This is a genomic window from Gluconobacter sp. GP1 (assembly GCF_032913585.1).
Lineage (GTDB): Bacteria > Pseudomonadota > Alphaproteobacteria > Acetobacterales > Acetobacteraceae > Gluconobacter > Gluconobacter cerinus.
In genome coordinates this window covers 203,799-219,109 of the sequence record NZ_JASGXC010000001.1, presented here as the reverse complement: position 1 = coordinate 219,109, position 15,311 = coordinate 203,799, and the positions used below count along the sequence as shown (strand labels likewise).

15 protein-coding genes, 1 tRNA gene and 1 pseudogene are annotated in these 15,311 nt (G+C 56.3%); 5 read left to right on the top strand and 12 right to left on the bottom strand.

Annotated features, from left to right (window positions below; genetic code table 11):
- Nucleotides 1-95: 95 nt before the first annotated feature.
- The 7 genes and pseudogenes from R5H23_RS01050 to R5H23_RS01025 form a co-directional block, all read right to left on the bottom strand.
- Entirely contained in the window at nt 96-572 is a 477-nt protein-coding gene (locus R5H23_RS01050; protein ID WP_317213930.1) for a DUF2147 domain-containing protein, read from the bottom strand.
- Entirely contained in the window at nt 573-830 is a 258-nt protein-coding gene (gene grxC / locus R5H23_RS01045; protein WP_099212323.1) for a glutaredoxin 3, read from the bottom strand. It lies immediately after the preceding gene.
- 7 nt (nt 831-837) lie between these two features.
- Nucleotides 838-1,314, bottom strand: a complete 477-nt coding sequence (locus R5H23_RS17085; protein ID WP_408874333.1) for a ComF family protein — start codon at nt 1,312-1,314, stop codon at nt 838-840.
- 87 nt (nt 1,315-1,401) lie between these two features.
- A pseudogene (locus R5H23_RS17080) lies at nt 1,402-1,611 on the bottom strand (double zinc ribbon domain-containing protein); the annotation flags it as partial.
- 9 nt (nt 1,612-1,620) lie between these two features.
- Nucleotides 1,621-1,803 carry a DUF3553 domain-containing protein gene (locus R5H23_RS01035; RefSeq protein ID WP_211496909.1) on the bottom strand — a complete coding sequence of 61 codons (183 nt, stop codon included), beginning with the start codon at nt 1,801-1,803 and terminating at the stop codon, nt 1,621-1,623.
- Between the two features lie 209 nt (nt 1,804-2,012).
- Entirely contained in the window at nt 2,013-2,891 is an 879-nt protein-coding gene (gene galU / locus R5H23_RS01030; RefSeq protein ID WP_099212317.1) for a UTP--glucose-1-phosphate uridylyltransferase GalU, read from the bottom strand.
- A gap of 216 nt (nt 2,892-3,107) precedes the next feature.
- Nucleotides 3,108-3,193: transfer RNA gene (locus R5H23_RS01025), tRNA-Leu, on the bottom strand.
- Nucleotides 3,194-3,268: 75 nt separating this feature from the next.
- On the opposite strand from R5H23_RS01025, the gene lipB reads away from it, so the two are divergent.
- On the top strand, nt 3,269-3,952 hold the full coding sequence (gene lipB / locus R5H23_RS01020; protein WP_317213925.1) for a lipoyl(octanoyl) transferase LipB: 684 nt from the start codon (nt 3,269-3,271) through the stop codon (nt 3,950-3,952).
- On the opposite strand, the gene R5H23_RS01015 is transcribed toward lipB, so the two are convergent.
- Both R5H23_RS01015 and R5H23_RS01010 read right to left on the bottom strand, forming a co-directional pair.
- A complete protein-coding gene (locus tag R5H23_RS01015) occupies nt 3,933-4,526 on the bottom strand; it encodes an outer membrane lipoprotein carrier protein LolA (RefSeq protein WP_317213922.1) in 594 nt (197 codons plus the stop codon). The genes lipB and R5H23_RS01015 overlap by 20 nt on opposite strands.
- Nucleotides 4,523-4,813: a BolA family transcriptional regulator gene (locus R5H23_RS01010; protein WP_099212308.1), complete on the bottom strand. Its 291-nt coding sequence runs from the start codon at nt 4,811-4,813 to the stop codon at nt 4,523-4,525. Before R5H23_RS01010 ends, R5H23_RS01015 begins: the two co-directional genes overlap by 4 nt.
- A 67-nt stretch (nt 4,814-4,880) precedes the next feature.
- Here R5H23_RS01010 and R5H23_RS01005 point away from each other — a divergent pair, with 67 nt between their 5' ends.
- From R5H23_RS01005 to R5H23_RS00995, 3 genes are all read left to right on the top strand, one after another.
- Nucleotides 4,881-5,495 carry a J domain-containing protein gene (locus R5H23_RS01005; RefSeq protein ID WP_211500707.1) on the top strand — a complete coding sequence of 205 codons (615 nt, stop codon included), beginning with the start codon at nt 4,881-4,883 and terminating at the stop codon, nt 5,493-5,495.
- Between the two features lie 78 nt (nt 5,496-5,573).
- Nucleotides 5,574-6,590, top strand: a complete 1,017-nt coding sequence (gene cobS / locus R5H23_RS01000; RefSeq protein ID WP_211502735.1) for a cobaltochelatase subunit CobS — start codon at nt 5,574-5,576, stop codon at nt 6,588-6,590.
- 6 nt (nt 6,591-6,596) lie between these two features.
- Entirely contained in the window at nt 6,597-8,471 is a 1,875-nt protein-coding gene (locus tag R5H23_RS00995; protein WP_211502736.1) for a cobaltochelatase CobT-related protein, read from the top strand.
- Here the strand turns inward: R5H23_RS00995 and R5H23_RS00990 are convergent.
- Together R5H23_RS00990 and R5H23_RS00985 are read right to left on the bottom strand one after the other, a co-directional pair.
- Nucleotides 8,440-9,852, bottom strand: coding sequence for a pyridoxal-dependent decarboxylase (locus R5H23_RS00990; protein ID WP_317213917.1), 1,413 nt, complete (start codon nt 9,850-9,852; stop codon nt 8,440-8,442). The two genes, R5H23_RS00995 and R5H23_RS00990, sit on opposite strands and share 32 nt — an antisense overlap.
- Before the next feature lie 74 nt (nt 9,853-9,926).
- Nucleotides 9,927-10,745, bottom strand: a complete 819-nt coding sequence (locus R5H23_RS00985; RefSeq protein ID WP_046901455.1) for a DUF1217 domain-containing protein — start codon at nt 10,743-10,745, stop codon at nt 9,927-9,929.
- A gap of 110 nt (nt 10,746-10,855) precedes the next feature.
- Between R5H23_RS00985 and R5H23_RS00980 the strand changes: the two genes are divergently transcribed.
- Complete coding sequence (locus tag R5H23_RS00980) at nt 10,856-11,728, top strand: hypothetical protein (RefSeq protein WP_046901454.1); 873 nt, start codon at nt 10,856-10,858, stop codon at nt 11,726-11,728.
- A 27-nt stretch (nt 11,729-11,755) separates the two neighbouring features.
- Here R5H23_RS00980 and mfd read toward each other — a convergent pair whose 3' ends face one another.
- Nucleotides 11,756-15,256 carry a transcription-repair coupling factor gene (gene mfd / locus R5H23_RS00975; protein ID WP_317213913.1) on the bottom strand — a complete coding sequence of 1,167 codons (3,501 nt, stop codon included), beginning with the start codon at nt 15,254-15,256 and terminating at the stop codon, nt 11,756-11,758.
- Nucleotides 15,257-15,311: the final 55 nt, after the last annotated feature.

Below are 15,311 nucleotides of genomic sequence, written 5' to 3'. Positions count from 1 at the left end.
CGGTCCTTTCAGTTCGGCAGAATCAGAGACCTGAGATTGGCCTGCATGTTCCTGGCAAACCATATCAGAGAGATATGACCTGCCATTGTAGTTTCTCAGTGAGGCTGCGGAGGCATCTTACACTGTGGCCCGAATGAGCCTCCGGTATATCGCGTCCAGGTCTCGGTCTGACCCAACAGAGGCATTCCAAGAACAAAGCCACGCAGCTTTAGAACATTTGGCTCGGAGAGCCAGATGTACGCCTGATAGATACGTCCGCTCCGAGGATCAAGGATGTGACCCCGCCATTTCTGGTCTTCTGCTGCGACAAAATCTGTCAAAATCCAAAGATGGCATTCTGCCCGGCCCCAAACGTCCTTGGGCATCTCCCCGTCATAGTCCATTCCGACGAGCTTGCCGCACAAGGCACTGCCGCAGTGCTCGATCGAGAAAACACCGTCTTTACCCGCAGATAGCCAAAGGCCCAGCTCTGACGGCGTAGTCGGTGCCTGAGAGACTGCCGGCGCCTCAGCGTATCCCATGAAGGGCGTCAGGCAGAGTAATGCACCCGCGAAAAGCCGTCCCCAGCGCATTCAGGCACCGCCAAGCAGAGAATCAAGCCGTCCGGCCCGATCCAAAGCCATAATGTCGTCACAGCCCCCCAGAGATTGCCCATTCACAAATACCTGAGGGACAGTCCTGCGACCCGAACGGCTCATGGATTCTTCACGCTCTCGGGTTCCATGTGGCGCGTTAATCTCCTTAAAGGCCACACCTTTTGATCTTAGAAGATCGACAGCGTGAACACAGTAAGGGCATCCCGGTTGGGTAAAGATTTCAATTTCTGACATAAAGCTCTTACTCCTCGGGATACGGAACGTCCTGTTCATCGCCTTTGCAGGTCCGCGCTGCAACAAGAATATCCACTGACAATGCCCCGGCCTTCAAAAGAGCACCAGTGCAAACAGAAGCCGTGGCACCAGTCGTCAGCACGTCGTCCACCAGAAGAACGGCCTGCCCTTTAATTCGTTTTTCCCGCCCGGCGCGGACAATAATCGTATCGGCAATTTCCATTTGACGCTCTTTGGCGGACAAACGGGCCAAAGGTCTGGTGGCCTGCCGACGCGTCAGTCCGTCAGCAAGCAGCGTAATCCCCTTTCTTCGAGACAAACCATGCGCCAATAGAGCGGCCTGATTGTATCGCCGCCGCCACAGTTTGGTTCGATGCATCGGCACGGGGATTAAAACAGTCGCCTGATCCAGCAAGGCAGAACCTGCCCGAGACATTTCCTGCACAAGAATATGTGCGTTCTCAGTCCGGTCAGCATATTTCATGGGCAGGATAAGGCGCCGTGACCAATCATCATACTCAAAGGCCGCACGCGCAGATCGCCAGGCTGGAGGGCGCAACTGACAAGATACACAGGTTTTCTGCGTCCCTCCAAAAGCTTCACCAGGCAGAGAAACGCCACATTTTTCACAGCAGGGAAAAATAATTCTCTTTGCTTCAGCAAAGCAGTCAGAACAGAACGCGCCGTTCGTCATGACGTCTGCTCCGCACACTCCGCACACTGGAGGAAGGAGAACGTCCAGAGCACTACGGCCCAGCTTCGAGAATAGAGAACGAGCCAAAGGCCAGAATCAGCCTTGAACCAGTTTCAGCTCCACACGTGACGCATCAATCAGAATTTTCCCCTCATTCTGAAAATTGACCGTAACACGCTCACCAATCGCCGATTGCACTTGTCCCCATCCCCATTCAGGAAAATCGGGATGCTGCACAATCTGACCCGGCTCTAGAAAAGACTGAAATGGCATGGACATGACGCTCTTCATGCCATGAGATTTGCATTATTGCCCAGCGTTTTTACAAAAACGAAACCGCGAAAAAAAATTTGAAATGATCAGATGTAAATTCGTGTCGAGGCTTAAAATAGAAAAAGGGAGGGTGTTGCCGTAATTAAAACGACAACACCCTCCCTTATTTAAATCAGCCCCAGCATCATCAGCAGATAATGCTGTTTCCCAAGATGTCAGACGACGTCGACATATTTCTTGAGGAAGGCTTTAACCGCATCGCCGAGGTCAGGGCGATCAATGGAGAAAGCAATCTGTGCTTCCAAGAAGCCAGCCTTGTCACCACAATCGAAACGCGTGCCTTCGTAACGCAGTCCGTGGAACGGAACATGCCCGATCATCTTGGCCATGGCGTCAGTAAGCTGCACTTCATTGCCAGCACCGCGTTCCAGCTTGGCGAGATGCTCCATCACATCAGCCGTCAGAACATAGCGACCGATAATGGAAAGGTTTGAAGGAGCGTCCTCAGGATTCGGCTTTTCAACCAATCCTTTGACCTCAACGAGCTTGCCGTCATCGGCGCCCACGTCGAGGATACCATACCGATTTGTATGCTCACGCGGCACTTCCGTTACCGCGACAACATTTCCACCGGTCTGGTTGTAAGCATCCACAAGCTGAGCAACGCAGCTGCGGCCACTTTTCACGATGTCGTCCGGAAGCAGAATTGCGAATGGGTCGTTTCCGATAAAGGAACGAGCACACCAGATTGCATGACCAAGACCTAGCGGCTCTTGCTGACGCACAGCGACAAGAGAGCCTGCCTGCACGCTGCTTGGCTGAAGTGCTTCAAGCGCACTTTTTTTGCCACGCTCCCTCAGCGTTGCCTCAAGCTCGTAAGCAATATCGAAATAATCGATCAGGCTGTCTTTGCCGCGCCCTGTGACAAGACAGAATTCTTCGATACCAGCTTCACGAGCTTCGTCGATAGCATACTGAATCAGAGGCTTATCGACGACAGGAAGCATTTCCTTCGGCATAGCCTTGGTGGCCGGAAGGAAGCGCGTTCCCAGTCCTGCGACGGGAAGGACTGCTTTCTTTAAGGGCTTGATCACGAAACCTCACACATCAGCCAGAATATCATTTGATTACTGAGCACAAAGCTAGCAGCGTTCAAATGAAAACATAGTCAGGCATAACGGTGGACGAACAGTCTGGCAATAAAATGGCACAGAATAAAACACCACACTGGATGCCTTAACACTGGCATTCAGGGTGTTTTTTATAATTGTGATTTTTTCGAGATTTTTTCCATCAGCTCCGAAGAGTGATGGTGCGGCCGAGAAGACTCGAACTTCCACGGGGTTGCCCCCACAAGCACCTCAAGCTTGCGCGTCTACCATTCCGCCACGGCCGCCCCGTGACAAACCGTCTTGTGTAGTGCAAGACCGTCCGGTGAGGGGCGATATAGCTGATGCCTGAAACGAGAGCAATGACCAGAAACGATATTTGTGAAGAAATTTTGTGGAAAAAATCTGCCGGGCTAACACCCTACCCTGATGCTCTGGACTTCATGGCCACCCGCTCGCGCCAGATTCACGAAGGAACAGCTGATCCCGTTGTCTGGCTCGTAGAGCACCCCCCTGTCTTTACGGCCGGAACGTCTGCAAAGCAGCAGGATCTTTATAACCCACATCACTACCCGACATACGAAGCGGGCCGAGGCGGCCAGTGGACGTATCATGGTCCGGGACAGAGACTGGCTTATGTTCTTCTAAATCTAAGCCAGCCCAATGGTACAATACCTCCCAGGGATCTTCGTGCCTTTGTGAAAGGACTTGAAACCTGGATCATTGAAACTCTTAGCCGCCTAGGAGTAACGGCCTTTACGAGAGAAGGACGTATCGGCGTCTGGACTTTTGATCCTGTCACCGGCGAGGAAGCCAAGATCGCAGCGCTTGGCATCCGGGTCAGCCGCTGGGTCAGTTGGCATGGCGTCTCGATCAATCTTGATCCGGCCCTGGATGACTTTGACGGCATCGTCCCCTGCGGAATCAGGGAATTTGGTGTCACCAGCCTCAGGCGCTTCAACCCGGCTCTTTCCATGGAAGAACTGGATCATGCGCTGGCCGCCTCCTGGCCAGCGCATTTCGGATCTATCCCCCGGGAGGAGTAAAGACGGTAGGGGTCACTGTTACCCCTTCCACTACATTCCTTAGAGATACGCTGAAATGATTCTGCCGGGCATCCACACCCTGCAGACCAATGAGCAGCAGTTTTCCAGCCGTATCGGAGAATTGGAGCGTCAACAGCCCTTGGGAAGGGTTGTCCGCCTCAGCAACCGAAACCTGAAGCGATCCCTGCCCGCGCCGCACGTCAGTCACCTGAATCCCACGGTCAAACCGAATCGGATAATGAAGCAGGAGCCCCAAGGGGTTTCTCTTCAAGGACAGATGGGTCACCGCCCCACTCTCCATATCATCCAGAACCAGATGACCATCCCCCGCAACCAGTTCCATCGTATGCGGCGTCACGTAATCCAGTCGCAGATGACCGGGCATATAGACGAATCGTCCGGCGCTCACCCCATTATCGGGGCCAGTCTGATTGAACGACGCCTGCATCCCGGTCACGCCGTTCATGTAGGTTTCAATTCTGTGCACATCCTCCTGCTGGTCTGCAGGAAGATGGCCGTACCCACTTGTGGCGCAGCCAGATAGAAACAGAAGAGCCAGAAGTGCACGCTTCATGGAGTGGTTTCTCCGTGCAGAACAAGAGACAGGGCATGTAGGCCTGTTTCAAACTCCCCGGCGAGCAATCCGTTCACAAGACGGTGCCGGGCAATCCGGTTCAGTCCGTCAAATTTCGCGCTGGTGATCGCCACATTGAAATGCGTTTCTCCCGTACTCCCCAGAGCTTTTGCTCCCGCATGATGGGCATGCCGGGCACTATCATCCTGAATTTCAAGAACGCTCGGCGCCAGTTCCCGGTGAAGAATTTCAGCAATTCGGTCCCGCCTGGTGAGGGGCTGCGTCATGGTCAATTAAATCCGACTTGGTTTGTCCGCTTGCATCAAACGGCTCACATTGCCCATATCAGACACCATGCAGCGTAAATCTACCAGACATCGGGCTTTTGACCCCGATCCAGAGGCACCAGACCAGACCTGCGATCATCCAGGCTGTGCGGAGCCTGCCGGCTACCGTGCTCCCCGCGGGCGCGATGCCCTGCGGTCCTACTTCTGGTTCTGCCTTCAACACGTTCGCGACTATAACGCGCGATGGGACTTCTATCGCGGTATGACACCGGCCCAGATCGAAGCCCAACTTAGAGCTGACACGTCCTGGCAGCGCCCTTCGTGGAAACTTGGGACTGGTGCGGCACAGAAAGCCGAATTCAACGAAGAAGATGTTCTGGACCCACTGGATATTCTCGGTGCCAGCCGCCGCGACCGAGCCCAGCGCGCCAAAGACAGTGCACGTCAGCGCGCCACAGCCGACGGCCCACCAGAACCGCTTCGACTACCCCTCGCAACGTTGGACCTGACATGGCCCGTCTCGTTGGATGACGTCAAAAGCCGATATCGTGCCCTTGCCCGCCGTCACCACCCTGATGCGAATATCGGCGACAAGCAGGCTGAAGAGCGTTTCAAGGCCATCGGATCCGCGTACGCCGTGCTGAAAACGCATTTCAGTCGCGAGTCAGAGTTCGTTTCCTGATTTTCTCTCTGGAAGAATAGAGCCTAAAGGCCCATCTTTTCAGAACATTCCTGAATTCAATGAAAGTCCGCCAGTCTCATGAGTGATTTCGCGACGATCGACGCCCCGGAAACCGTCACCACCGCCGAAAGTTCTGCGGTCCCAACCAGTGTTCTTGGTGCGCCCGACCTCACGGTGTCTTCGCGTGAAGTCTTCGGCATCAAGACTGATCTTCAGATCCCAGCCTATTCCGTCCGGACAGAGCACGTCCCTGACATCGATCCATCCTACAAGTTCGATGAAGACACGACGCGCGCCATTCTTGCGGGTTTTGCCTATAACCGCCGCGTGATGGTTCAGGGCTTTCATGGAACGGGAAAGTCCTCCCACATTGAGCAGATTGCGGCGCGCCTGAACTGGCCCTGCGTCCGTATCAACCTCGACAGCCACGTGTCCCGTATTGATCTCATCGGCAAGGACGCCATCGTGCTACGCGACGGCAAGCAGGTAACGGAATTCCGTGAAGGTTTGCTGCCTTGGTGCCTGCAACATCCCTGTGCGCTGATTTTCGATGAATATGACGCAGGCCGTCCGGACGTGATGTTCGTGATCCAGCGCGTTCTCGAAGCAGAGGGGCACCTTACCCTTCTGGACCAAAACCGCGTGATCCGTCCCAACCCGGCCTTCCGCCTCTTTGCGACCGCAAATACCGTTGGCCTTGGTGACACGACAGGCCTGTATCACGGCACGCAGCAGATCAATCAGGGCCAGATGGATCGCTGGAACATCGTCGCGACCCTGAACTATCTTCCGCTTGAACAGGAAGTCGCGATTGTCACCTCCAAGCTGAAGATTGGTGCGGAAGACAAGGACAAGACCAAGATGGTCGAGCGTATGGTCGCTCTGGCCAATCTGACGCGCTCGGGCTTTATGGCCGGAGACATCTCCACAGTCATGTCCCCACGAACTGTCATTGCTTGGGCTGAGAACTTCAACATTTTCAACGATGTCGCATTCGCGTTCCGGCTCACGTTCCTGAACAAGTGCGACGAAGCCGAGCGCGGTATTGTTGCGGAATACTATCAGCGTTGTTTCAACACCTCCCCGGTGGAGTAAAAAACCTTGTCCGCGCCCAAGAACTCCCCTCCTGACGAAAACCGTCAGGAAGGTTTCCGCCGCGCCACAATCGCAACCCTTCGCGCCATGGGCGGCACGCCTGAACAGAGCGTGGATTTTCAGGGTGCGGTTGTTGGCAACAGGCTGCCCGCTCCGCCGGCACCTGATGCCGTGCAACTGCCCTACCTGTCCCGCAGCATGCACGATCGCGAAATTCAGAAAATTCGCGGAGCAGCCGATGCTGCGGCGCTGAAGCTGCGCTACCACAAGAGTGGCCTGAACGCGCAGTTTCCGGAGCCGCAAGCTCAGGAGGCATTCAACGTCCTCGAACAGGCGCGCTGTGAAGTTTACGGCTCCCGCCATATGGCCGGCGTCCGTGCCAATCTTGACCAGCGTGTGATCCAGCAGTGCGCCGAGGCGGGCTGTAACCGCATGGCGACCAAGGACGAAATGCCTGCCGCCATGGCTCTGAGCCTGCTAGCTCGGGAAGCCATGTCAGGAGAGCATACCCCTTCGCAGGCCGGCCCGGCGCTGGAAGCCTGGCGCGCCTCTCTCTCTCCGTCAGCCAAAAACGCACTGGCGGAAATGGCTGTAACGCAATCTGACCAGAAAGCCTTCGCACGCGCAATTACGCATCTGCTCGGAGCCTGCCAGCTTACAGAACTGCCAGAAGAGATCGAACAACAGGCCCCTTCAGACGATTTATCTGAAGACGAACAGCCTTCCGAAGACGAAGCCGCGGTTCCGCAGGAAGATCAGCAGACACCTGCAGGCGATGACCCTGATGAGGAAGATGGTTATCAGCCAGAAAGCGGTGAAAGCGGAATAACAGGCGAAACAGAGACGTCTTCCGACGCGCTTGATTCCCCTGAGACAGGTTCGGAAGAAGCTGCGGGGCCGTCTGACCAGTCAGGTGAAGGCACGGCCATCGGCGGCGGCTCAACCTATAAAGCGTACACCACAAGGTTCGATGAAGAAGTCGGGGCTGCTGACCTCTGTGACCCGGACGAACTGGACCGGCTACGCCAACAGCTCGACCAGCAGCTTGTTCAACTTCAGGGCCTGATTTCCCGTCTTGCGCATCGTCTGCAACGGCGGCTCATGGCTCAGCAACAACGCCGCTGGGAGTTCGAGCAGGAAGAGGGCATCATCGATGCCGGGCGCCTCTCCCGCGTCGTCACGAACCCAACCATGCCGCTCTCATACAAGTATGAGTGCGAAATGGAGTTCCGCGATACGGTCGTCACACTCCTGATCGACAATTCAGGCTCAATGCGTGGCCGGCCAATTGGAACTGCTGCAATATGCGGCGACATTCTCGCCCGCACGTTGGAGCGCTGCGGCGTGAAAGTCGAAGTTCTGGGCTTCACGACACGCCAATGGAAAGGTGGTCAGAGCCGGGAGCAATGGGTGAAAAATGGGCGCCCACCCGAGCCAGGACGCCTGAATGACCTGCGTCACATCATCTACAAAGATGCAGATACGCCCTGGCGCCGGGCCCGGAAGAACCTTGGCCTCATGCTTCGTGATGGTCTCCTTAAAGAGAACATTGATGGCGAATCGCTGCTTTGGGCCTGGAAGCGCCTGAAACGGCGTCCGGAACACCGTCATATTCTCATGGTGATTTCGGATGGTGCGCCTGTGGATGACAGTACGTTCTCTGCAAATCCGCACAACTATCTTGAAAACCATCTACGTGAGGTCATCAAGCGGATCGAAAGCGATCGGAACACGGAGCTTCTGGCCATCGGCATCGGCCATGACGTCACGCGTTACTATCGACACAGCGTAACCATCAGTTCCGCCGAAGACCTCGGCGGCACCATGATGGCTCAATTGAGTGAACTGTTTACCCCCGCCGGTCAGCGGCGAGTGCGATAACGGCATTCAGCATCCGGTCGGTATCGACGGTCGTGGTGCGGTGATTAACGATCGCCGCCCTCACCGCCAACCGACCGTTGATCCGCGTTGTGGATGGGGCCGCTACACCGCTTTCATGCAAATCCTGCACCAGCTCGGAAACATCCTGATCTAACAGGCCCTCTATTCCGAAGCAGACAATATTCAGCGTCACTGGTGCGAGCAGAACGAGCCCGGGCGTAGCCTGCACGCGGCGCGCGAGATGCTGTGCAACGTCACAACATTCTTCCACCATCTGCCCCATACGCTGTGAGCCATAATGGCCCAGCGTCATCCAGACTTTGAGCGCCCGGAACCCGCGGGAAAGATCTGGCCCGAAATCACAGAACCATGGCGCGCCACTCGCAAGCCCTCTGGCTTCACGCGTCAGATAGTCGAGCGACTGAGCAAACGCCGCCGCATGAAGTTCACGATTCCTCACCAGAACGCAGCCCGCGTCGTAGGGGACTTGTGCCCATTTATGAAAATCGAATGCCAGACTGTCAGCCTTTTCAATGCCGGAAAGCTGCGCCTTCAAACGTGACGACAAACAGGCCAGCGCCCCAAAAGCTGCATCCACATGAAACCAGAGGCCGTTCTCCCGTGCGATAGCCTCGATCCCCTGAAGATCATCAATAGCCCCGCAATCCACCGTTCCCGCCGTTCCGGCTACCATGAAGGGCACCAACCCGCTCTGTCGGTCTTCGGTGATCATCTGGCGCAGTGCCGCAAGATCCATCCGATGATCATCCGTCACCGGAACACGGCGCAAAGCCTCGCTTCCGAAACCAGCAAGATCAAAGGCACGAGGCAGACACCCGTGGGCCGTTGTCGCGGCATATCCGACCATTCTGCTCTGCCCAACGCCATGCCGTCGCAACAACGGATCACGCGCCCGACTGGCCGTAATGATGCTGATGAAGTTGGCCATGGAAGATCCGGTCACCAGACAACCGGACCCATCTTCCGGCATTCCAACCATGGAGAGAGCCCAGCGAATAACTTCACGCTCGACTTCATTTGCGGCATGGCTGCGGCCACCACAATTGGCGTTCATGCCGGCCGCCAGCATTTCTGCCAGCATCCCGATGGGTGTTCCGGCGCCATGCACCCAGCCCATGAAACCCGGATGAGTATTTCCATTGCCATAGGGAACAACGAGCTCAGTGAAACGCTCGTGCAGCTCTTCCAGAGAGGTCCCTTCGGCAGGAAAGCCTGTTCTCAGCTCATCCCTGGCTGCCTGCGGCATAGGACGCCAGACCGGGCCTTCCCCGACATGTTCCATACGATCAAACAGAGCATCCAGCATCTGATGACCCATGGCACGAATGCCGCTCCAGTCTTCAGGGTCCAGTCCCGCCATGAAGAGATCCTTTTCGCTGCCACGTTTCCCCTAGCCGCGATACAGGCCTCCTCTCAGGATGTCACGCAACCGGATCAGAGAAGTGCGGAATACAGCGATGACGAGGAACTGCTACTGCTTCCTGTAAAAAGGGACAGAATACCATCCGATGTCCCTCCACTTCCGTAAAGTGTGAGCATACTGGCAGGCGTCGTGGATGCTTCAGGGCTGATTTGTAGAAGCGCCAGATATTGTTCAGCAAACCGCTGCACACCTTGGGACGTGCTGAGACGTGAAAGATCCAGCTTGTTCCCCAGCAGTCGAACCTGCTGGTCGTAATCCAGTGCGCCAAACTGGGTTGTATCGAACCCACACACTTTTTCCGCCACCTTCAACAGTTTCGGATCTGCCATGATGCTGGAAAGCTTCATGTCTGACGTGACGGTTCGGGTAAAATAAAGAGCATCTCCGAGGCCCGGCGTCTCGTCCTGAACGCTGCTTTCATACCCGTTCGTCAGGTAATTCTGGGCGATTTTAGACAAAGTGTCTTCTGACGAGAGAGGAGACGTAGACCAGTCTGAAAACGCGGTCGCAAACGCTTTCCAGGACGCATTCCCGCTTCTCTGTGCCAACGACTTGGAAGACGTAGGGTCCTGCGTCATGAGCTGCTTAAGGACGGCCGTCTGATCAATATTGGAAGACATGTTATAGGCGCCAAGAACGACTTTCAGCGCCTTGTAGTTCTTCAGAAGCTGATCAGGCGTCGTGATGGAAGAAGCCTCAGCTTTGAACGCCGTCAATGCCTGCTGCGAAGATGAACTGGTCTTTTCCCATCGGTTCACGGAGGCCTGTTCGTCTTTCACGATGGACAGGTATTGCGGCACCGCTGGCATGGCGGAAATGGACGAAGACATGCACACTCACCCGCAAGGAAGGATTATGGGGAACCATTGTCTCTCCATAATCCTAAGAGAGTCTTAACAGTCTTTCTGTCTGAGAGATCAGACACCACAGCATTGAGGGCATGATGTCTTTTAAAACCCTTCTCGTAACAGCATTAGCGACGGCTCTGCCTTCCTTCGCGTCATCTGCTCTCGCAGACACGCTGCCGAACATTCCTGCATCCTGCTTCACCTATTCCCTGAACGGGCACCAGGCTGCCGCCCACGGCTTTTCAGCATCAGGCCTGCACGCCACCCTGACAGGAACCGGCATCGGCCTCGATATCGGGCCTATCACCCTGAAAGACCCCAAAGGCGCAGTCACGGAAGCCAAGCTGGAACAGTTCAATGCAACGGCCGCTTATGCAGCACTGAGCGCTTTCCGTGGCGGTATCAGCCCAGCCTGTCAGGGGCAGGATGCCACCATTACAGTCCACAACATCCATGAAGGAACGCCAGAAGCCTCATGGAGCAGCGTAAAACTGTCCCGCCCTGGTCACACAATGACCATCCAGCACGCGACGATCAACGCAGTCCAGACCAGCCCTGAGCTCCGCATCAAGGTCAATGGAACAGGCATTCACGACTCGAAACAGCCTCTTATTCCATCGTCCCTGTCCGCCGATCTGTCCGTAAGCGGCCTCTCCGGCTCCTCACAGCAGATCACGATCAACGCCCTGCATGCCATTTCCGGAAGCAGCACTGTTGATGGCACAGGAACCATTCAGATCGGCTCGTCAGCTGCAACATCCACCGCAGACACCCATGTCAGCATCACCAATGTTGCGCAGTTGATCGAGGCCATTCGCCAGACAGCCCCGACCAAAGTGGTCACCGCCCTTACCATTGCCCGCCTGATGGGACGCCAGAGCGGCGACACCACCACGTGGGATATTGCCCTTCAGGGCGGCGTAGCGACGGTCAACCGTATTCCGCTCCCTATCGCCGTTCCCTGAGTGCCACTGCGGAAACTGGAAAAACGCTTAGTCGGCGTCTTCCAGTTTCCGCACGAGTTTGCACAGAACGGTCGTTACTTTCTTCGCAAAACCAATGCGGGTGGCGTTCGTCATTTCGCGAATAATAGCCAGCTTCTGATCGGGGCGGATCTTCACGCCCGAATCCTTCTTACGAGTCGCCCAATCGATCAGCCCGGCGGGGTTCTGGAACCGGTTCTTGCGGAACTGAAGCACCATACCTTTGGGCCCGGCTTCCAGACGCTCCACACCTGCCTCACGGCACAGACGCTTGATGAGCACGACGTCCAGAAGATTCCCCACCTCTGGCGGCAATGATCCGAACCGGTCCACGAGTTCAGCACGCATGGCCTCGACTTCCGCTTCTCCGGTCAAGGATGCGATACGCCGATATAGCCCCAGCCGAACCGGCAGATCAGGCACATAAGTGTCTGGAATCAGCACAGGCAATCCGAGGATAATATTCGGCGTCCAGCTGTCTTCTTCCTCCGCCTTTCGACCGCGTTCGCGACGTAGATCCAGAACGGCATCTTCCAGCATCTGCTGATACAGCTCGATCCCGACTTCCTTGATATGCCCGGACTGCTCATCCCCCAGCAGATTTCCGGCACCCCGAAGATCCAGATCGTGCGATGCCAATGTGAAGCCTGCGCCGAGCGAGTCGAGCGTCTGCATGATTTCCAGACGTTTTTCAGAAGCGGCCGACAATGGGTTCGTCTGCGGCCAGGTCAGATAGGCATAGCCACGCTGCTTGCCTCGCCCCACACGCCCGCGCAGCTGATAAAGCTGCCCCAGGCCAAACATATCTGCCCGATGAATAATAATCGTATTCACGCTGGGCATATCGAGGCCACTCTCCACGATATTGGTGGAGAGCAGGATGTCATATTTGCCGTCGGCAAATTCGGTCATGACGCGTTCCAGTTCGGTCGGCGTCAAACGGCCATGGGCCTGAATGACCTTCGCATCCGGAACAATCTCGGCCAGGCGCTCTGCCATCCGGTCCAGATCAGCCAGTCGCGGCAACACGCAGAACACCTGCCCACCGCGGAAACGCTCACGCTGAATCGCTTCGCGGATCATGACGCTGTCAAACGGCGTAATAAACGTGCGAACTGCCAGACGATCCGTCGGCGGCGTCGCAATCAGGCTCATTTCCCGCACACCGGACAGGGACAGCTGGAGCGTACGTGGCAGCGGCGTGGCTGACAGTGTCAGGACGTGCACGTCTTCCCGCAAGGCTTTGAGCTTTTCCTTGTGAGACACACCGAAATGCTGCTCTTCATCAATGATCAGCAGGCCCAGACGTTCGAAAGAGACCGTCTTGGCCAGAAGAGCATGCGTCCCGATGACGATATCCAGACGGCCATCCGCCATCTCTTCGCGGACTTTTGTCGCTTCCTTGGGTGTCACCATACGTGACAGTTGCCCGATCCGAACCGGCAGACCTTCGAATCGCGCCACAAAGCCACGGTAATGCTGACGAGCCAGAAGCGTTGTCGGAACAACAACAGCCACCTGCATCCCTGAAAGCGCGGCAACAAAGGCTGCACGCAAGGCAACTTCGGTTTTTCCAAAGCCGACGTCGCCACACACCAGACGGTCCATCGGGCGACCGGAGCTCATATCCTCCAGAACATCCGCGATGGCACGGGACTGATCTTCCGTCTCCACGAACGGGAAACGGGCACAGAATTCGTCCCACAGCCCCTCTGCCGGCGCGAGCGTCGGAGCTTCACGCAATGCACGCGCAGCTGCCGTCCGAATCAGTTCACCCGCCATGATGCGGATGCGCGATTTCATCTTGGCCTTACGAGCCTGCCAAGCCGTACCACCGAGCTTGTCGAGCTGGACGCTGGCCTGCTCCGACCCGAACCGGCTCAGGAGTTCGATGTTCTCTACCGGCAGAAGAAGGCGCTGCTCTCCATCATACAGAATGGAAAGATAGTCATGCGCAACCAGCCCTTCGCGGATAGTCTCAAGCCCGACATACCGTCCAATCCCGTATTCCTGATGAACAACGAGGTCCCCTTCGGAAATCTCGCCCACCTGAGAAATGAACTGTTCACCACGCTTCTTGCGACGGGGCGGCCGGGAAATACGCTCTCCCAGAAGGTCCTGTTCAGACACAAAACACAGACGATCTGAAACGAACCCGCGCTCCAGCCCGAGAACGAGCAGACCAACTGTCCCGCGGGACATGCCTGCTGCGGACGGCCAGTCGTCATAACTTTCAACACCAACGCCATGCTCCTGAAGCAGATGGGCAATCCGCTCCCGCGAGCCACGGCTCCAAGCCGTAACATACGTGCGGCGCCCGGACTGCGCCCATTCTTCAACCTGCTTACCAAACGCTTCAAAAACACCCTCGCGAGACCCGTCCTTGGCCCGGGCAAAAAGCGGTCCGGGACGGCTTCCGGCTTCTACGCCTTCTCCCAGATCCGGCTTGCCAAATGCATTCAGCAAAACAGATGGCGCCCTGGAGAGCATGGCATTCCAGCCATGCTGGTCCAGATAGAGACGATGAGGCGGAAGCGCCCGATACGGCATCTCGCCGTCTCGAACAGGAACACGACGCGCCTCATAGTGGTCGGCGATCATGTCCAGACGGGCTTTCAAAATCTCCGGTGCATGGCTGTCGAAGCTGATTGCAACGTCTGGCAGATAATCCAGCAGCGTTTCCATCTGGTGGCCATCGCCATCATGGAAAAGCGGCAGATAGTGCTCCAGACCCGGATAACGCCGCCCGTCAGAGACGTTTTCATAAAGCGTGTCAGATGCAGCTGATGGCCCAAACGTATCGCGCCATCCCGTTCGGAAAAGACTGATACTCTCTGGACTGAGCGAGAACTCCGAGACAGGTCGTAACTCGAAACGCGCAAGCTTTTCTGTCGAGCGCTGCGTAGCGATATCAAAAGCACGGATATTTTCGACTTCATCGCCGAAAAGGTCGAGGCGGATGGGGTCTGGTGCGCCTGCAGGGAACAGATCGAAAATGCCGCCCCTCGCCGCGAACTCACCCGCTTCCATGACCGTATCAGTCCGCGTGTAGCCATTGGCGACAAGAACTTCGATCAGGAGAGACTGATCCAGCATTTCACCCGTAGCCACACTGATGGACTGGCCTTTGAAAGCCGATCGTGGCGGAACGCGCTGCAACAGACTGTGCACGGTCGTCAGAACGAGCCGGCGGGCTTTCGTCGGCTCCAGCAAGCGGCACAATGTTCCAACACGCTCAGCAACCAGTGCAGCGTTGGGAGAGACACGGTCGTAAGGCAGGCAGTCCCACGCAGGCAGGCGCAGAACTTCAACTTCCGGCATCAGATAGGACAGCATGTCCATCAGAGCCGCAACAGCAGCGTCGTCCCGCGCAACATGCAGCAACGGCCCTTCATGCTCTGCCAGCCGCTGGCGAAGCAGCAACGCCACACTCCCGTCCGGGACACCCCAGACGGTCGGACCAAAGGATGTGAGGGGCATTTCACGGCTCATGGTTTCGTTTTGTTCCATCCTGCTCTTGCCCTATACCTGCCGTTCCAGACCCTGCCATACCAAGAAAAGCCCC